Below are 18,456 nucleotides of genomic sequence, written 5' to 3' on the forward strand. Positions count from 1 at the left end.
CCGGGAAATCGCGTGGTGACGGCAATCTGGAGGAAATCGGGACGGTGGATCGGCGGGCTCGTACTCGGGCTCGTCGTGCTGGCACTCGCTTACGGCACGGCCGGGCTGATCGGCGGCGCGATCCCGGCCAATGCCGGGTGGCGGCCGCCGGCCCGGGGCGTGACCATCTATGTCGAGACCAACGGCGTGCATACCGATCTCGTCCTGCCGGTGGCGGCGGAAGGGATCGACTGGCGCGATCTGGTGCGCCCCGGCGATATCGCCGATCCGCGCTACGCCGATTACGATCACCTCGCCTTCGGCTGGGGCGAAGCGCGCTTCTATCTCGAGACGCCGACCTGGGCCGACGTGCGGCCGGGCACCGTACTGCGCGCCGCAATCGGCAGCGACCGGACATTGGTGCATGTCGAGCATATTCCGGCGCCGGAAACCGGCCCCGACGCGCGGTCGATCGTGCTGCGGCCCGACGAATATCGGCGGCTCGCGGCGTTCATCCGGGCAAGCTTCGCGCACGTGCCGCCGGGCACGCGACCGAAAATTTTTCCCGGCTATGCGAATTACGATGCGTTCTATTCAGGTTTCGGGCGTTATGACGCTTTGATGACATGCAACGCCTGGACCGGAGCGGCGTTGCGCGCGGCCGGTGTCCGGGTCGGAATCTGGACGCCGTTCGCGGTGACGGTGATGGGATGGTATTGATGGCGACCGCGACGCGAGACTTGATCCACGAGGCCCCTTCGAAGCTGGCGATGGCGGCGGAATTGCCACGCGCGGCGTGGACGCTGGGGACGCTCGCCTTCTCGCGCGCGATGCTGATGCAGGCGCCGAAGGGCGACGGCCGGCCGGTATTGCTGTTGCCCGGCCTGTTCACCTCGGACGCGTCGAACGTGGTGCTCAAGCGCTATCTCGAGACCCTGGGCTATCGCGCGTTCGGCTGGGAACTCGGTCATAATTTCTCGCTGCGCACGATCGGGGCGGACGGCGAGCGGCTGCGCGCGCGGATCATCGCGGTGTCCGAGCAGGCGGGCGGCGGTGCGGTAACGCTGGTCGGCGTCAGTCTCGGCGGGGTGATGGCGCGGTTCGCGGCGCAACGCTGGCCCGATCTGGTGCGCGAGGTGATCACGGTGAGCGCGCCGTTCGCGGGATCGCCGCGCGCGACCAATTTGTGGCGCACCTATCAATGGCTGACCGGCGAGCGGATCGACAGCGCGGATGCGCAGGCGCTGCTCGCCGAATGCGCGGCGCCGCTGCCCGTCCCGGCTACCGCGATCTGGAGCCGCAGCGACGGCTTCGTCAACGGCATGATCTGTCACGATCCGGACGACGCGACCTGCCGCTGCATTCACATCGACAGCAGCCACATGGGCGTGCAGCTCAAGCCCGAGGTGATGCGCGCGGTCGCCGGCGTCTTGGGCGGCGAGTAACCCGGCTCAGTTGTCGTAGCCGGCGCGATAGCCGGTATATTGGTCGCAGCCGTCCGCATCGGGATGCTTGTGGCACTTCTTTTCCCACTTCTCGCGCTCGCGGCCTTCCGCGGCCTCCTGCTTGCGCATCTTGCGGCCGTAATTGCGATCGGCCTCGTCCTGGCTGGTCGTCGTCCAGTCGACTACCTGGCCGCCCGCCTTGATCGGCGCGGTGGCGACATTGTACGCGGTCTTGGCCAGGCAACCGCCGGCCAGCAGCGGCAGCGACGCAGCGGCGAGGATCGGCAGGATACGCATAATACTCACTCCGGTTCGGCGTGCGTTCCATCGAACGACGCACGCGCTTCTACCCCGATTTCGGGAAAATCGGTGAAAAATCCGTCGATTCCCATCGCCAGCGCGGCCTCGATCTCGCGATCGAGATGGCCGTGGCCGCGCGGGTTGATGCCCTTGCGGTAGCGCCAGGGGAGGAAATAATTCTCCGCGCGGAAGGTCCAGGGGTGGACGCGCAGCCCGGCGGCATGGGCGTCGCCGACCAGCCGACCGTCGGTTACCATGCCCCTGTTGGGGCCGATCCCCCAGGCATAATGCGCGATCGCCTTCAGCCCGTCCGCGCTTGCCATGTCGGCGTAGCTGGTGCGGGCGCCGTCGGCCGGCGCGCCCGAATCGTCGAGCAACTGGATCAGGCGGATGCCGGTCAGGCCATGGAGCTTGCGGAGATTCTCGACCTCGAAAGACTGGATGAACACCGGTGCCGAGGCCGTGCGCCAGCCGGCGGCATGAAGCTCGGCGACCAGCGGCTCGTCGGTGGCAAGGCCGATCCCGGCGAAATAGGTCGGGTGTTTGGTTTCGGGATAGATGCCGATCGTGCGGCCGCGCGCGATCGATTCGCGCTTGGCGAGCGCGATGATCTCGCCCAGCGTCGGAATCTCGAAGCGGCCGTCGTAAGCGGTATTGTCGGGCCGCAGCAGCGGCAGGCGTTCTTTCGCGCGCAGCGTCTTGAGCTCGTCGAGCGTGAAATCCTCGGTGAACCAGCCGGTGATCTTCTTGCCATCGATGGTCTTGGTCATGCGGCGATCGGCGAACTCGGGATGCGCGGCGACGTCGGTCGTGTCCGAAATGTCGTTCTCGTGGCGCGCGACGAGGGCGCCGTCACTGGTCGGAACGAGATCGGGCTCGATAAAGTCCGCGCCCTGCTCGATCGCCAGTTCGTAGCTCGCCAGCGTATGTTCCGGGCGGAGCCCGCTGGCGCCGCGATGGGCGATGACGATCGGGGCGGAGAGCGACGGCTCCTGGGGCTGCATCGCGATACTCTGCCGCGTCGCGCAGCCCGACGCCAGCAGGAAAGCGCCTGCACCGGCTTGACGGCGGGAAACCTCCATGGCCACGGGCGTTCCTCGATCGGACCAGACGGGGCACGGTATGAAGCGGGCAAGGCAAAAACATGACGATGGCAAACCGGCGCGCGGGCAGCATGGCCGATAACGACGCGGTGATCGCCGCCGCGCGCGCCTGGGCCGGCGCGCCGATCGCGCTGGCGACGGTCGTCTCCACCTGGGGATCGGCGCCGCGGCCGAGGGGCAGCCACATGATCGTCCACGCCGACGGCCGGTTCGAAGGATCGGTGTCGGGCGGCTGCGTCGAGAGCGATATCCTGACGACGGCGGCCGAGGTGATCGCCGGCGCGCCGTTCGTGGTGAAGGATTATGGCGTCGCCGACGCGGCGGCATGGGAAGTCGGGCTGCCGTGCGGCGGCGAGATCGCGGTGATGGTGCAGCCGGTATCGGCGCAAGGCTTCGACCCCGAATTGTTCGACCGCATCGCCGAGGCGCGCGGCCGTGGCGCGGCACTGACGGTGACCACCGACCTCGATACCGGGCAAAGCAGCCTGCGGCCGCAGGAAACGGCGCGGGTCTTCGTCAATCGCTACGATCCGCCGCGACAGTTGCTGATCGTCGGCGCGGTGCAGATCGCGCAGGCGCTGGCCGGGCTGGCGCGGGAGATCGGGGTCGCCACCACGGTGATCGATCCGCGCGGCCGCTTCCTGACCGAGGAGCGCTTCCCCGGCGTGGCGCTCGACGATCGCTGGCCCGACGAGGCGATCGCCGCCCGCGCGCCGGGGCCGGCCACCGCGGTGGTGACGCTGTCCCACGACATCAAGATCGACGATCCGGCGCTGATTGCCGCGCTGGCTACCGATACCGGCTATGTCGGCGCGCTGGGATCGCGCCGCAGCCACGCTGCCCGGCTCGAGCGGCTTGCCGCGGCGGGGGTTTCAGAGGACAATCTACGGCGCATCGACGGGCCGGTCGGGCTCGATATCGGCGCGATCGGCCCGGCGGAAATCGCCCTGTCGATCGCCGCGGCAATGGTGAGGACGTTCCATGATCAAGCCTGACGAAACCGCGCTGATCCTGCTCGCCGCCGGCAAATCCGAGCGGTTCGGCGAGCGTGACAAGCTGCAGGAGGAATATCTCGGCAATCCGCTGGCGTTCCATGTCGTGACGGCGCTGGAAGCAGTGCCGTTCGCAAACCGGATCGCAGTCGTTTCGGGAACCGCGCTCGATTTCGCGTCGCGGGACTATGCGGTGGTCCGGAACGAGCATCCGGGCGAGGGGCTGTCGAGCTCGGTACGGCTCGGCGTCGAGGCGGCGCGGGCGAGCGATCCGCGCGCGGTGCTGGTCGCGCTGGCGGACATGCCGCGAGTGACCGCCGCGCACATCTATCGCCTGCTTGATTACGCCGATGGCGACGACACCATCCTTGCCTCGTCGGACGGCCGGCGGCCGCGCCCCCCGGCCGTGTTCGGGCGCAATCATTTCGACTGGCTGCTGAGCCTGACCGGCGACAAGGGCGCGCGCGAGATGATCGCCAAGGCGCATCATATGATCGCGGTGGCCAACGAACTGATCGATATCGACACGCCCGAGGATCTCGATCGCCTGCGCGCGCTTGTTTGAGGAGCGCGGTACCGCGCCCTACTATTCGTGTCGCAGCGCGTCGATCGGGTTGAGTGCGGCCGCGCGGCGTGCGGGGAAATAGCCGAACACCACGCCGATCGCCGCGGAAATCGCGAAAGCGATGAAGTTGATGCCGGGATAGAAGACCCAATCGACCCTCATCACCGGTGCCAGCGCCGCGACCGCGATCTGGGCGATGACCAGCCCGATCAATCCGCCGAGGCACGACAACGCCACCGCCTCGACCAGGAACTGCATCAGCACTTCGCGCGCGACCGCGCCGATCGCGAGGCGGATGCCGATCTCACGCGTCCGTTCAGTGACCGACACCAGCATGATGTTCATGATGCCGATCCCGCCGACCACCAGGCTGATCCCGGCGACCGCGGTGACGATGCTGGTCAACAGCGTGGTCGTGCCGGTCAGCGTGTCGGAAATCTGCTTGGTATCGAAGATGTTGAAATCATTGTCCTGCCCCGGCTGGACCTTGCGCCGTTCGCGCAACAGGCTGGTCAGCGAGGCCTGGACCTGCTCGCTGTCATAGGCGGCATCGGTGCCGACCAGCATCATGCGGATATCGGTCGAGCCGGTGAACCGGCGCTGGACGGTCTTGATCGGCATGATGATGACATCATCCTGATCGCCGCCGAACCCCTGCGAGCCTTTGGTGGTGAGCAATCCGATCACATCGCACGATACGTCACCGGCGCGGAAGCGCTTGCCGATCGGGTCTTCACTGGCGAACAGGTTGGTCTTGACCGTGCTGCCGATGATGCACACCGCCTTGCCGGCATCCTCCTCCGCCTGGGTGAAGATACGGCCTTCCTCGAGCGGCCAGGGCTGCACCTCGAAATAGGCATCGGTGGTGCCGTTGATCGTGGTCGACCAGTTGCGGCCGTTATAGATCGCGGTGACGCTGGTCTGTGCTTGCGGCGCGACCGCGGTGACGCCGGCGACCTGCTGCGCGACCGCCTCGACATCCTCGGGCTTGAAATCGGCCGGGCGCGGGCCACCGCCGCCGCGGCCAAAGCCCTGGCCGGGCCGCACCATCAGCATGTTGGTGCCGAGGCTGGCGATCTGCTTCTGCACCGCCGCGGTGGTCGCGTTGCCCAACGTCACCATCGTCACCACCGCGGCGACGCCGATGACGATGCCGAGGATGGTCAGGAACGAGCGCAGCAGATGCCGCCGGATCGAGCGCAGCGCGAGGACGAGCGTGGTGCCGAGCATCAGTGCATCTCCGGCCGCTGGCCGGGCCTGTGGCTGGCGTCGATGCTCTCGACCAGCCCGTCCTTGAAGTTGACGATGGTGTGCGCGAACGCCGCCATATCGGGCTCGTGCGTGACCATCAGCACAGTGATGCCGCTTTCCTCGTTGAGCCGAGTCAGCAACTCCATGATCTCGCGCGACCGCTCCGAATCGAGGTTACCGGTCGGCTCGTCGGCGAGCAGCACGTCGGGCTGGGTGACGATCGCGCGGGCGATCGCGACGCGTTGCTGCTGGCCGCCGGAAAGCTCGGCCGGGGTATGATCCCACCAATCCTTGAGGCCGACCTGATCGAGCGCGGCCATCGCCTGGTCACGGCGCTCTGCACGGGGCTCGCCGCGATAAAGCAAGGGCAGCTCGACATTCTCGAGCGCGCTGGTGCGCGACAGGAGGTTGAAGCCCTGAAAGACGAAGCCGAGATATTTGCGGCGCAGCAGCGCGCGCTGATCGCGATCGAGCAGCTCGATATGATGGCCGCGGAAGAGATATTCGCCCTCGGTCGGCACGTCGAGACAGCCGAGGATGTTCATCGTCGTCGATTTGCCCGAGCCCGACGCGCCCATCACCGCGACGAAATCGCTCGCGACGATATCGAGATCGATGCCCTTCAACGCCTGGAACGCCGTCGCCCCGGTGCCATAGACCTTGGTGACGCCGCGCAGGCTGATCAGCGGATCGGCGGCGGGAGTGCTCGCCACCTTATTTGCCGCCGCCCGCCGGCGCCGCGCCCTTGCCGCCCGAGACGCCCTTCTTGCCGGACAACTGCCCGGTGATGACCTTCATCCCCGGCTTGAGATTGCCGTCGGTGATCGCTGTCATCGTACCGTTGGTCTGCCCGGTCGTCACCTTGACCGGCTTCGGATTGCCGTCGTCGCCGAGCACATAGACGGTGTGCTGACCGCCATTCTCCACCGCCGCCGCGGTGTCGCTGCCATTATCGCCGCCGTGCCGCCGGCGGTGCGGCACCAGCGCGCCGGTGATACCGCCGCCCCCGCTTGCCGCCGCCGCGCCGGCCTTCTCAGGCACGAAGCGCAACGCGGCATTGGGCACCAGCAGCGCGCCGTTGACTTGCGACGTGACGATGTCAGCGGTCGCCGTCATGCCCGGCCGCAGCTCCAGCGTCGGATTGCTGACGCTGAGATCGGCGGCATAGGAGACGACCTGGCCGGTGGTCGAACTGCTGCTCGAACTCGAAGAGGACGATGAGGAAGACGCATCCTGCACCGTCAGATTGGAGCCGAGATCGACTCGGGTAATCTCGGCCGGAAAGGTGCGGCCCGGAAAGGCATCGACGGTGAAGCTCGCCTTCTGCCCGCGCTTGATCTGCCCGACATCGGCCTCGTCGACCTGCACCTCGAGCTTCATCTGCGACAGATCCTCGGCGATCACGAACAAGGTCGGCGTGTTGAACGACGCCGCGACCGTCTGGCCCGGATCGACCTGGCGTGCGAGCACCACGCCCGTCACCGGCGAGCGGATGATCGCGCGCGACCGCTGCGTCTGATATTGCGACAGCGAGGCGTTGGCCGCCTGGACATTGGCCTGCGCGACCTTGAGCGCGCCCGCCGCGCGGTCACGATCGGCGATCGCGGTTTCCATCTCGGTCTTGGCGGGCACGCGACCGCCCGACAGCTTGCTCACCTCGCGATAGCGATCGAGCGTCGCCTGCGATTGCTGGAGCGTCGCCTTCGCTTCGTTGACCGCCGCCTGGTTCGACGCGAGCTGCGCCTTGGCCTGGCGGATCTGGTCGTCGATCTGCTCGGGATCGATCAGCGCCAGCGCCTGGCCCTTGGTGACGTGATCGTTGACGTCGACCGCGACCTCGGTGACCAGCCCGGACAATTGCGAGCCCACCGTCACCTGGTTGACCGGGGCGAGCTTGCCGGTTGCCGAGACGGTGGTGGTGAGCGATCCGGTCTTGACCGGTTGCGTCGCATAGCCGGCGGCATCGCTCGGCTGCGTGAAGTGGCGGATGAGCAGCAACAGTACGATCACGCCGATCGCGATCGCCGCCCATTTCGCCCAGCGCTGCCATGCCGGCGCGGGTTTGACGCCGAGGAACTCGTCGGTGTCGGTGAGGGTCTGGTCGGCCATTTATCGGTCCTCGGACGGGCTGGTCGCGGTCGGGATGACGGGCGGCGTAACGGGCGCGACCAGCACGGCCGAACTGTCCCAGCCGCCGCCAAGCGCGAGATAGAGCTGAACCAGCGCGGTCGCCTCGTCGGCCTTGGCCTGGGTGAAGCCGTTGCGCGCCGAGATCAGCGAACTTTCCGCGGTGTTGAGCGTGGTGAAATCGGTGAGCCCCGCGCGATATTGCTCGCGCGACAGGATCGCGCTGTTGTTCGCGGCATCGAGCGCGATGGCATATTGCTTTTCACGCTCGCGTGCCGAATCGAGCGCGACGATCGCGTTCTCGACATCTTCCAGCGCGGTCAGCACGGTCGATTTGTAGAGCGCGAAGGCGCCTTGCGCGGCCGCTTCGTTGGAGCGCACCTGCGCGTTGAGGCGGCCGCCGTTGAAGATCGCCTGGCTGATCCCGCCGAACACGCTGCCGGTAATCACCTTGAACAGATCGTCGAACACGTTCGACGAGGTGGCGATGTTGCCGGTGATGTTGAGCGCGGGATAGAGCGCCGCCTTGGCCACGCCGATCTCGGCGGTGGCGGCGGCGAGGCCGCGTTCCGCGCTCATCACGTCGGGGCGCTGACGCAACGTATCGGCGGGGATGCCGACCGCGATATCCGCCGGGCCCTGCGGGATCGGCTCCACCTTGGCCATCGCCTGCTTGAGCGCGCCGGGCGCCTGCCCGGTCAGCACGCCGAGGCGCGACACCGCCTGATTATACGATTGCTCGAGGCTGGGGATCGAGGCGGCGGTCTGCGCACGGGCGGCGCGCGCCGATTCCTGGTCGAGCGACGAGACCAGCCCGGCCTGGACGCGCCATCCCGCGATCTGGAGATTGTCGTCCTCGATCGCCAGCGACGCGCGGGCGTTGGCCAGTTGCACCTGGTAGAGGCGCGCGAGGATATAGTTGCGCGCGACCTCCGATTCGGTCGAGGTGAGGACGGAGGCGTAATCGTAGCCGGCGCCCTGATATTGCGCTTTGCTCGCCTCGACGGTGCGGCGGATCTCGCCGAACAGCCCGACCTGATAGGAAACGTCGCCGGAAACCGAAAAGCTGTTCCGGCTCTGCGAGATCGAGGTGACGGTGCCGTCGGGCAGCGTGACCGTGCTGGTGCCGCCGGCGACGTTGAAACTGCGCGAATAGCCCGCCGAGGCATCGACGCTGGGAAACAGCTGCGCGCGCGACTGGATCAACGCCTCGTGCGCCTGGCGCAGCCGCGCGACCGCCTGCGCGATATCGAGGTTCGAACTGCGCGCCTGCTCGACCAGCCGGGTCAACAACGGGTCGTCGAACTGCGTCCACCATTGCCGGAAATCGCCCCGCGTCGCGCCGTCGGCAGGAACCGAATAGTGATCGGGGACACCCAGTGCACCAGGCGACGCCGGCTTGTAATCGGGGCCGACGGTGCATGCCGCCAACGGCAGCGCCATCACGGCGATCGAGGCGAAGCGCGACCTTTTCATCGCGCCGATCAATGGCCTGCGGGTCGCGGCGCGTCCATCAAAATAGTGTCGCAAGTTGTAACGACCCCGGCCGAATTGCCGTCGGGGCGCGACAATTCGAACCTGTCATTCCAGTTCGAGGATGACCTCGTCGACCGCCAGGCTGTCGCCGGGGTGGGCGTTGACCTTGGCGATGGTGCCGGCCTTTTCGGCGCGCAGGATATTCTCCATCTTCATCGCTTCGACCACCGCGAGCGGCTGGCCGGGCTCGACCGCATCGCCCTCCCCAACGTCGAGCCGGACGAGCAGGCCCGGCATCGGGCACAGCAGGAATTTCGAGAGATCGGGCGGGACTTTCTCGATCATGTGGGTGGCATAAACGCCGACGCGGGCCGGGAGCACCCGCGCGACGTGGCTGGCGCCGCGCGTGGTGAGCCGCCAGCCCGAACGGACCGGCGCGATCCGCACGGTGAGCGTCGAGATGACCTCGCGTTCACCGTCTGCATCCTCTTGCTCATCGAGCAGATCGGCGTCGATCATGCGATCGCCGGGGGTGTATTCCATCGCCAGCGGCAGCTCTTCGCCGTCGACGACGATGCCGTCGGTCGAGACCGAGACATGGTGATCCGTGCCGTCGATCGTCACCATCCAGTCGCCCGGCGGCGGCAATGTGCGGCCGAGCTGGCCATCGATCCGGCGCGCGCGATCGGCCTGCGCGGTGGCGGCGAAGGCGGCGATCGCGGCGAGCTGACGGAGCAACTCGGGCGAGGCCGGCGCGCCGTGGAAACCGTCGGGATATTCCTCGGCAATGAAGCCGGTGGTGAGGTCGCCCGAGCGGAAGCGGGGGTGTTGCATCAGCGCCGACAGGAAGTCGATATTGTGCCCCGGCCCCTCGATCTCGAACGCGTCGAGGGCTGCGACCTGCGCATCGGCGGCCGCCTCGCGGGTCGGCGCCCAGGTGACCAGCTTGGCGATCATCGGATCGTAGAACATGCTGACCTCGCCGCCCTCGGCAACACCGTCGTCGACGCGGATGATCGGCTCATGCTCGTCGCTGCCGCCCTCCCCGCCGTTCGTGCTGAGCGAAGTCGAAGCACGCGACGACCCATCCGCGTGCCCTTCGACTTCGCTCAGGGCGAACGGCTGTTGGCGCCTGTCGGCAGCCGGCGGATTATACCGCACCAGCCGCCCGATGCTGGGCAGGAAGCCGCGATACGGGTCCTCGGCATAAACGCGCGTCTCGATCGCCCAGCCGTTGATGGTGAGGTCATCCTGCGTGAAGGCAAGTTTCTCGCCCGCCGCCACCCGGATCATCTGCTCGACGAGATCGAGCCCGGTGATCTCCTCGGTCACCGGATGCTCGACCTGCAGCCGGGTGTTCATCTCGAGGAAGTAGAAGCTCTCGCCGGTGGTGTCGGCGCCCGAGACGATCAGCTCGACCGTGCCCGCGCTGTAATAGCCAACCGCCTTGGCCAGCGCGACCGCCTGCTCGCCCATCGCCTTGCGCATCTTGGGCGTGACGAACGGCGACGGCGCTTCCTCGACCACCTTCTGGTGGCGGCGCTGGATCGAGCATTCGCGCTCGTGCAAGTAAACGACATTGCCGTGCTGGTCGCCGAGGACCTGGATTTCGATGTGGCGCGGGCTCTCGATGAACTTCTCGATGAACACGCGGTCGTCGCCGAAGCTGGCGAGTCCCTCGCGCTTGGTCGCCTCGAACCCCTCGCGCACGTCCTGCTCGGACCAGGCGAGCCGCATCCCCTTGCCGCCGCCGCCCGCGCTCGCCTTCATCATCACCGGGAAGCCGATGTCCTTGGCGATCCTGACCGCTTCGTCGGTATCGGCGATCTCGCCGAGATAGCCGGGCACCACATTGACGCCCGCTTCCTTGGCAAGCTTCTTCGATTCGATCTTGTCGCCCATTGCGGCGATGGCCTTCGGGGGTGGCCCGATGAAGGCGATGCCGGCGTCGGCGCACGCCTTGGCGAAGCTCTCGCGCTCGGACAGGAAGCCGTAGCCGGGATGGATCGCGTCGGCGCCGGTTTCCTTCGCAGCGGCAAGGATCAGATCGGCCTTGAGATAGCTTTCGGCGGCCGGCGGAGGGCCGAGCCGGACGCTCTCGTCGGCCATCAGCACATGCGGCGCGCGCGCGTCGGCGTCGGAATAGACCGCGACGGTCGCGATCCCCATCCGCTTAGCGGTGCGCATCACACGGCAGGCAATTTCGCCGCGATTAGCGACCAGGATTTTCTTAAACACCAGAATACCGCTCCTTGAGGCGTCTATAGATTCGCCGCTCTGCGATCGGCGTAATGATCAACCAGAAAACGGCCGACGGAATGAGCGCAACCACTAGCGGGAAATTTGGCAGCAATTGTATCGCAGTTAGCGCCAATACGATTGCGACCGGTAGCGAGACGACCGTCACACCGATCGCGGTGAGCACACGCAAATAAAGATTGCGCCTCCAAGTCACTTCCGCATGGCCTCAACCAACGCTTCGTCATGCCGGGCTTGACCCGGCATCAGGCTGCCTTTTCCACCGTCGAAGAAGAAGCCTGACCCCGGCTCAAGGCCGGGGTGACGAGAGGGGCAGAAAATCACTCCGCCGCCTCACACGCCCGCATCGGCTCTTCGCCGCGCATCGGACTCAGCCCGAGCTTGGCCATCATCGCGGCGTCCTTGTCGTCGCCGGCATTGGCGGCGGTGAGGAGCTTGTCGCCGGTGAAGATCGAGTTGGCGCCGGCCATGAAGCACAACGCCTGGGTCGCCTCCGACATGCTCTCGCGGCCCGCCGACAAGCGCACCATCGAGCGCGGCATGGTGATCCGCGCGACCGCCACCGTTCGCACGAACTCGATATCGTCGATCTTGGCCATCGGCGTGTCGGCGAGCATGTCGCCGAGCGGCGTGCCCTTGACCGGCACCAGCGCGTTGACCGGTACGCTCTCGGGATGCCGCGGCAGCGTGGCGAGCGCGTGGACGAAGCCGACGCGGTGCGCCCGCGTCTCGCCCATGCCGACGATCCCGCCCGAGCAGACGTTGATCCCGGCTTCCCGCACGTTCGCCAGCGTGTCGATCCGCTCCTCGAAGCTGCGCGTGGTGATCACGTTCTCGTAATTCTCCGGCGCGGTGTCGATATTGTGGTTGTAATAATCGAGGCCCGCGTCCTTGAGCTGCGCCGCCTGGGTCGGCGTCAGCATGCCGAGCGTCATGCAGGTTTCCATCCCCATCGCGCGCACGCCCTGGACGATCTCAACGATCGCCGGCATGTCGCGGTCCTTGGGATTGCGCCACGCCGCCCCCATGCAGAAACGCTGCGATCCGGCGTCCTTCGCCTGCGCTGCGGCCTGGAGGACAGCGCGCACGTCCATCAGCTTGGTCGCCTCGACCCCGCTGTCGGCGGAGGCTGATTGCGAGCAATAGCCGCAATCCTCCGGGCAGCCGCCGGTCTTGATCGACAGCAACGTGCAGAGCTGCACCTCGTCGGGCGCGTGGTGGGCGCGGTGGACGGTGGCGGCGCGGAACAGGAGGTCGGTGAAGGGCAGATCGAACAGCGCGGCGATCTCGTCGCGGGTCCAGTCGGTACGCACCTCGCTGTTCCCCCGCGCAGGCGGGGGTCCAGAGTCGCAAGCACCGCCTTCGGGGCTCTGGGCTCCCGCCTGCGCGGGAGCACATGTCTCAGTCAAACTCACTCGGCAGCCTCCTCGATCGGGGGCAGGTTGTGGCCGAGCAGCTTCAGGACTTCGCCCGCCGCGTCGACCAGGTTGGTGCCGGGTCCGAAGATCGCCTGCACACCGGCCTGCCGTAAAAAGTCATAATCCTGTGGCGGAATCACCCCGCCGGCGACGACCTTGATGTCGGCGCGGCCCGCTTCCTTCAACAGCGCGATGAGTTCGGGGATCAGCGTCTTGTGCCCGGCCGCCAGGCTGGAGGCGCCGACGATGTCCACGTCCTTTTCCAGCGCAAGGTCACGCGCCTCGGCGGGGGTCTGGAACAGCGGGCCGGAGATCACCTCGAACCCCATGTCGGCGAACGCGCTGGCGACCACGTTGGCGCCGCGATCGTGGCCGTCCTGCCCCATTTTGGCGATCAGGATGCGGGGCTTGCGGCCCATGCGATTGCCGACCGCGGCGATGCCGTCGACCGCGCGGGACCAGCCGGCATCATCCTGATGCGCGGGGCCGTACACGCCGGTGACCGGCGTGACACCGACCGCGTGGCGGCCGAACGCGGCCTCCATCGCGGCGGACATTTCGCCCAAGGTGCAGCGCGCGCGGGCGGCTTCGATGCAGAGCGCGAGAAGGTTGGTGTCCGATCCTCCCTGAGCTTTGCTCGGGGAGGGGGACCGCGCGGCGGCGCCGCGTGGTGGAGGGGCTATGCCGCTGGCGGAATCGGTCGTGGCTGAGGCCCCTCCACCAGCCTGCGGCTGGTCCCCCTCCCCCCGCTGCGCGCGGGGAGGATCGAGGAGGGCGCCCTTGCGCAGCGCCTCCAGCGCGGCGGCGGCTTTGGCGGGATCGCGTTCGGCCTTGACGCGCTCGATGCGGCGGATCTGGTCGGCGCGGACCTTGGCGTTATCGATGTCGAGGATGTCGATCGCGTCCTCGTCCTTCAGACGATATTTGTTGACGCCGACGATCACGTCCTCACCGCGATCGATCCGCGCCTGGCGGGCGGCGGCGGCGCGTTCGATATGCTCCTTGGGGATGCCCTTTTCGACCGCGTGCGTCATGCCGCCGGCGGCTTCGACTTCCTCGATCAGCGCCCAGGCCTTGTCGGCGAGCTCCTTGGTCAATGCCTCGACATAATAGCTGCCGCCGAGCGGATCGACGACGTGCGTCATGCCCGTTTCTTCCTGGAGGATCAGCTGCGTGTTGCGGGCGATGCGCGCGGAGAAGTCGGTCGGCAGCGCGACCGCCTCGTCGAGGCTGTTGGTGTGGAGCGACTGCGTGCCGCCGAAGGTCGCCGCCATCGCCTCGATCGTGGTGCGCACGACGTTGTTGTACGGGTCCTGCTCGGTAAGCGACACGCCCGACGTCTGGCAATGCGTCCGCAAGGTCTGGCTGCGCGCATTGCCGCCGAAGCCAGCGATGATCTTCGACCAGAGCGTGCGCGCGGCGCGGAGCTTGGCGACCTCCATGAAGAAGTTCATGCCGATGCCGAAGAAGAACGAGAGCCGCCCGGCGAACGCGTCGATATCGAGCCCGCGATCGAGCGCGGCGCGCACGTACGCCATGCCGTCGGCGAGCGTGAAGGCGAGCTCCTGCACCGCCGTCGCCCCGGCCTCGTGCATGTGATAGCCGCTGATCGAGATCGAGTTGAAGCGCGGCATGTGCGCGGACGTGTAAGCGATGATGTCCGCAACGATCCGCATCGAAGGCTCGGGCGGATAGATATAGGTGTTGCGGACCATGAACTCCTTGAGGATGTCGTTCTGGATCGTGCCCGAAAGCTGATCCTGGCTGACGCCCTGTTCTTCCGCGGCGACGATGTAGAAGGCGAGGCATGGCAGCACCGCGCCGTTCATGGTCATACTGACGCTCATCTTGTCGAGCGGGATACCGTCGAACAGGATCTTCATGTCGTCGATCGTGTCGATCGCGACGCCCGCCTTGCCGACATCGCCAGTGACGCGCGGATGATCCGAATCATAGCCGCGATGCGTCGCGAGGTCGAACGCGACCGACAGGCCCTTCTGCCCGGCGGCGAGGTTGCGCCGGTAGAAGGCGTTCGATTCCTCGGCGGTCGAGAAGCCGGCGTACTGGCGGATCGTCCAGGGGCGGCCGGCATACATCGTCGCCTTCACCCCGCGGGTGAACGGAGCAAGGCCGGGCAGGCCCGGATCGGGGGCGTCGTCCGCGGTGTAGAGCGGCTTGACGGCGATCCCCTCCGGCGTGTGCCAGGTGAGATCCGCGCCTTTGACTTCCTTGTCGGCGAGGGTCTGCCAGTCGGTGAGGGTCGGTTTGTCGGTCATGTCACTTCAAACACTGGGTGCGGCGCGATGGGTCATTCGCCACGAAATTCGGGTTTGCGCTTCTGCAGGAAGGCCATGCCGCCCTCCATCGAATCCTTCGAGCCGCGGGCGCGGCGCTGGTTTTCGGCCTCATTGCGCATCGCCGCAGCATAGTCACATTCGAAAGCGTGCTGCAGCCCCTGCCGGATCAAGCCGAGCGCGACCGTCGGCCCCGCCGCCAACCGCTCCGCCAGCGCCATCGCCTCGGCATCGAGCGCCTCATCGGCCACGATCTTGTGGATCATCCCCCACTCCAGCGCCTTGGCGGCCGGCACCCGCTCGCCGAGCATCATCATCTCGGTGGCGCGGGCGCGGCCGATCAGGCGCGGCAGCATCCAGCTCGCGCCGCCATCGGGGACGAGGCCGATATTGACGAACGCCTGCAGGAAATAGGCGCTCTCGCTGGCGACGCAGAAATCGGCCGTGAGCGCCAGGCTGCACCCGATCCCCGCCGCCGGCCCGCGCACCGCGGAAACAACCGGCACCGGCAGCGCGGCGATGGCCTCCATCAGCGGATTGTAATGTTCGGTGAGCGCCAGGAAGGTCGCCTCGCCCGGATTGTCGCTGCCGAGCGCGCCGCCGGCGATATCCGCGCCCGAACAGAAGGCCCGCCCCGCGCCCGCCAGCAGCACCGCGCGCGCGCCGTCGAGATCGGCAAGCACCGCGCCGATCTCGTCGAACATCAACGGCGGCGCGGCGTTGAGCCGATCGGGCCGATTGAGCGTGATCGCCAGCACATCGCCCCGCCGCTCGGTCAGGATGGTTTCGTAAACCGCCATATTCCCTCTCTTCCTCTCCCTCGACGGGAGAGGAGGTCAATGCCCGCCCTTCGGCGTTTCCATCAATTCGGTGAGCACGCCGCCCATGTCCTTCGGGTGGACGAACAGCACCAACGTCCCGTGCGCGCCGATGCGCGGTTCGCCGAGCACCTTCGCGCCCTTCGCCTCCAGCTCGGCCTTGGCGGCGTGGATGTCGGGCACCTCGAAACAGACATGATGCTGCCCGCCGGCAGGGTTCTTCTCGAGGAACTTCGCGATCGGCGAGTCGTCGCCCAGCGGCTCGAGCAATTCGATCTGGCTGTTGGGCGCATCGACGAAGCACACGCGCACCTTCTGCGCCGGCAGATCGAACGCCTCGCCGACCTTCTCCGCACCGAGCAACGCGCGATACCGCGCCACCGCGTCTGGGATAGACGGCGTGGCGATGCCGAGGTGGTTGAGGGGGCCGAGTTTCATTTGTCCTCTTTCGTCATTGCGAGCGGAGCGAAGCAATCCAGATGCGGAGCCTCAGTCATGTGCAATCCGTTCGTATAGATCGTCCCATCGCGGGTTGAACGCCTCGATGAGTGCGACTTTCCTCGCCCGAGAGCCGGCCTTGATCTGCTTCTCGCGCACGATCGCCGATTCCATCGTCTGCGCCATTTCGTACCACACGAGCAGCTTGCAGTCGTACCGCCTGGTGAACCCTTCGACCGCGCCGGTGCGATGCTGCCATGCCCGTTGCGGAAGGTTGGATGTCACGCCGGTATAGATCGTGCCGTTCCGCTTGTTGGCCATGATGTAGACCGCAGGCTGCCGCTCGCGTTTCGTCATTGCGAGGAGCCGGAGGCGACGAAGCAATCCATCAGGACGCTCTGGATTGCTTCGCTCCGCTCGCAATGACGAAGACTAGAGCGGAATGTTGTCATGCTTCTTCCACGGATTCTCCAGCGCCTTGCCGCGGAGCTTCCGCAAGCCCAGCGCGATCCGGCGCCGCGTCGAGTGGGGCTGGATCACCTCGTCGATGAAACCCTTGCTCGCGGCGATGAACGGGTTGGCGAAGCGGGCTTCGTATTCGGCAGTGTGCTCGGCGATCTCTTCGGGCGTCTTGCCGCGGAAGATGATCTCGACCGCGCCCTTCGCGCCCATCACCGCGATCTCGGCGGTCGGCCAGGCGTAGTTGAGGTCGCCGCGCAAATGCTTCGAGGCCATCACGTCATAGGCGCCGCCATAGGCCTTGCGGGTGATGACGGTGATCTTGGGCACGGTTGCCTCGGCATAGGCGAACAGCAGCTTGGCGCCGTGCTTGATGATGCCCGAATGCTCCTGCCCGACGCCCGGCAGGAAGCCGGGAACGTCGACGAAGGTGACGATCGGAATGTCGAACGCGTCGCAGAAACGGACGAACCGCCCGGCCTTTTTCGAGGCGTTGATATCGAGGCAGCCGGCGAGCACCATCGGCTGGTTGGCAACCACGCCCACCGTGCGTCCCTCGATCCGGCCGAAGCCGGTGATGATGTTGCCGGCATGCGCAGGCTGCAGCTCGAAGAAATCGCCCTCGTCGACGGTCTTCCGGATCAGCTCGTGCATGTCGTAGGGCTGATTGGCGTTGGGCGGGATCAGCGTGTCGAGGCTGGGCTCCAAGCGGTCCCACGGGTCGGCGGTCGGGCGCTCGGGCACCTCGACGCGGTTCGAGGCGGGCAGCAGGTCCACGAAGTCGCGGGCCGCGAGCAGCGCCTCGATATCGTTCTCGAAGGCCACGTCGGCGACCCCCGACTTCGTGGTATGCGTCACCGCACCGCCCAAATCCTCCTGCGTGACGATCTCGTTGGTAACGGTCTTCACTACATCGGGCCCGGTGACGAACATGTAACTGGAATCCTTCACCATGAAGATGAAGTCGGTCATGGCCGGCGAATAGACCGCGCCGCCCGCGCACGGCCCCATGACGAGGCTCAATTGCGGCACGACGCCCGAGGCCAGCACGTTGCGTTGAAACACTTCGGCATAGCCGCCGAGACTGGCGACGCCCTCCTGAATCCGGGCGCCGCCCGAATCGTTGAGGCCGATCACCGGCGCGCCGACCTTCATCGCCATGTCCATGATCTTGCAGATCTTGGCCGCGTGGCGTTCGGACAGCGAGCCGCCGAACACGGTGAAATCCTGGCTGAACACGAACACCAGCCGGCCGTTGATCGTGCCCGATCCGGTGACGACGCCATCGCCGGGAACGACCTGTTCCTCCATGCCGAAATCGACGCAATTGTGCTCGACGAACATGTCGTATTCTTCGAAACTGCCTTCATCGAGCAGCACGTCGAGCCGCTCGCGCGCGGTGAGCTTGCCCTTGGCATGCTGCGCGTCGACGCGGCGCTGGCCGCCGCCGGCGCGCGCATCGGCACGGCGGCGTTCGAGTTCCTGCATCGTCGACGACATCCATTTCTCCTTCGCGCGGCCGCCCCTCTCTT

General features: G+C 66.8%; 17 protein-coding genes. 4 read left to right on the forward strand and 13 right to left on the reverse strand.

The window, feature by feature from the left end; genetic code table 11:
• The first annotated feature begins 15 nt into the window (after nt 1-15).
• Together K7G81_RS08855 and K7G81_RS08860 are read left to right on the forward strand one after the other, a co-directional pair.
• The gene (locus K7G81_RS08855) at nt 16-699 is read left to right on the forward strand and encodes a TIGR02117 family protein (protein ID WP_369412069.1); all 684 of its coding nucleotides are present in this window, start codon (nt 16-18) and stop codon (nt 697-699) included.
• Nucleotides 699-1,424 (forward strand): esterase/lipase family protein, encoded by a 726-nt coding sequence (locus K7G81_RS08860; RefSeq protein WP_223030397.1) that lies wholly within the window; start codon nt 699-701, stop codon nt 1,422-1,424. The genes K7G81_RS08855 and K7G81_RS08860 overlap by 1 nt, the downstream gene beginning before the upstream one ends.
• A gap of 6 nt (nt 1,425-1,430) precedes the next feature.
• Here K7G81_RS08860 and K7G81_RS08865 read toward each other — a convergent pair whose 3' ends face one another.
• Nucleotides 1,431-1,721, reverse strand: a complete 291-nt coding sequence (locus K7G81_RS08865) for a hypothetical protein (RefSeq protein ID WP_223030398.1) — start codon at nt 1,719-1,721, stop codon at nt 1,431-1,433.
• A gap of 5 nt (nt 1,722-1,726) precedes the next feature.
• Nucleotides 1,727-2,806, reverse strand: a complete 1,080-nt coding sequence (locus tag K7G81_RS08870) for a glycerophosphodiester phosphodiesterase (RefSeq protein ID WP_439649540.1) — start codon at nt 2,804-2,806, stop codon at nt 1,727-1,729.
• 92 nt (nt 2,807-2,898) lie between these two features.
• Between K7G81_RS08870 and K7G81_RS08875 the strand changes: the two genes are divergently transcribed.
• Both K7G81_RS08875 and K7G81_RS08880 read left to right on the forward strand, forming a co-directional pair.
• A complete protein-coding gene (locus tag K7G81_RS08875; RefSeq protein WP_223030703.1) occupies nt 2,899-3,822 on the forward strand; it encodes an XdhC family protein in 924 nt (307 codons plus the stop codon).
• A complete protein-coding gene (locus K7G81_RS08880) occupies nt 3,809-4,384 on the forward strand; it encodes a nucleotidyltransferase family protein (protein ID WP_223030399.1) in 576 nt (191 codons plus the stop codon). Before K7G81_RS08875 ends, K7G81_RS08880 begins: the two co-directional genes overlap by 14 nt.
• 21 nt (nt 4,385-4,405) lie before the next feature.
• Here K7G81_RS08880 and K7G81_RS08885 read toward each other — a convergent pair whose 3' ends face one another.
• From K7G81_RS08885 to K7G81_RS08935, 11 genes are all read right to left on the reverse strand, one after another.
• The gene (locus K7G81_RS08885; protein WP_223030400.1) at nt 4,406-5,614 is read right to left on the reverse strand and encodes an ABC transporter permease; all 1,209 of its coding nucleotides are present in this window, start codon (nt 5,612-5,614) and stop codon (nt 4,406-4,408) included.
• Nucleotides 5,614-6,348 carry an ABC transporter ATP-binding protein gene (locus K7G81_RS08890; protein WP_223030401.1) on the reverse strand — a complete coding sequence of 245 codons (735 nt, stop codon included), beginning with the start codon at nt 6,346-6,348 and terminating at the stop codon, nt 5,614-5,616. The genes K7G81_RS08885 and K7G81_RS08890 overlap by 1 nt, the downstream gene beginning before the upstream one ends.
• 1 nt (nt 6,349) lies before the next feature.
• Nucleotides 6,350-7,744, reverse strand: coding sequence for an efflux RND transporter periplasmic adaptor subunit (locus K7G81_RS08895; protein WP_223030402.1), 1,395 nt, complete (start codon nt 7,742-7,744; stop codon nt 6,350-6,352).
• A complete protein-coding gene (locus tag K7G81_RS08900; RefSeq protein ID WP_223030403.1) occupies nt 7,745-9,238 on the reverse strand; it encodes an efflux transporter outer membrane subunit in 1,494 nt (497 codons plus the stop codon). It lies immediately after the preceding gene.
• 105 nt (nt 9,239-9,343) lie between these two features.
• A complete protein-coding gene (locus tag K7G81_RS08905; RefSeq protein ID WP_223030704.1) occupies nt 9,344-11,479 on the reverse strand; it encodes an acetyl-CoA carboxylase biotin carboxylase subunit in 2,136 nt (711 codons plus the stop codon).
• 338 nt (nt 11,480-11,817) lie between these two features.
• Complete coding sequence (gene bioB, locus K7G81_RS08910; protein WP_223030404.1) at nt 11,818-12,810, reverse strand: biotin synthase BioB; 993 nt, start codon at nt 12,808-12,810, stop codon at nt 11,818-11,820.
• A gap of 98 nt (nt 12,811-12,908) precedes the next feature.
• Complete coding sequence (gene scpA / locus K7G81_RS08915; protein WP_223030405.1) at nt 12,909-15,191, reverse strand: methylmalonyl-CoA mutase; 2,283 nt, start codon at nt 15,189-15,191, stop codon at nt 12,909-12,911.
• Nucleotides 15,192-15,223: 32 nt separating this feature from the next.
• Nucleotides 15,224-16,009, reverse strand: a complete 786-nt coding sequence (locus K7G81_RS08920; protein WP_223030406.1) for an enoyl-CoA hydratase-related protein — start codon at nt 16,007-16,009, stop codon at nt 15,224-15,226.
• Nucleotides 16,010-16,045: 36 nt separating this feature from the next.
• The gene (gene mce, locus K7G81_RS08925) at nt 16,046-16,465 is read right to left on the reverse strand and encodes a methylmalonyl-CoA epimerase (RefSeq protein ID WP_223030407.1); all 420 of its coding nucleotides are present in this window, start codon (nt 16,463-16,465) and stop codon (nt 16,046-16,048) included.
• A gap of 51 nt (nt 16,466-16,516) precedes the next feature.
• Entirely contained in the window at nt 16,517-16,822 is a 306-nt protein-coding gene (locus tag K7G81_RS08930; RefSeq protein ID WP_223030408.1) for a GIY-YIG nuclease family protein, read from the reverse strand.
• 75 nt (nt 16,823-16,897) lie between these two features.
• Nucleotides 16,898-18,424 (reverse strand): acyl-CoA carboxylase subunit beta, encoded by a 1,527-nt coding sequence (locus K7G81_RS08935; RefSeq protein ID WP_223030409.1) that lies wholly within the window; start codon nt 18,422-18,424, stop codon nt 16,898-16,900.
• Nucleotides 18,425-18,456: the final 32 nt, after the last annotated feature.

The sequence above is a fragment of the Hephaestia mangrovi genome (genome assembly GCF_019880555.1).
Taxonomy (GTDB): Bacteria; Pseudomonadota; Alphaproteobacteria; order Sphingomonadales; family Sphingomonadaceae; genus Sphingomonas; species Sphingomonas mangrovi.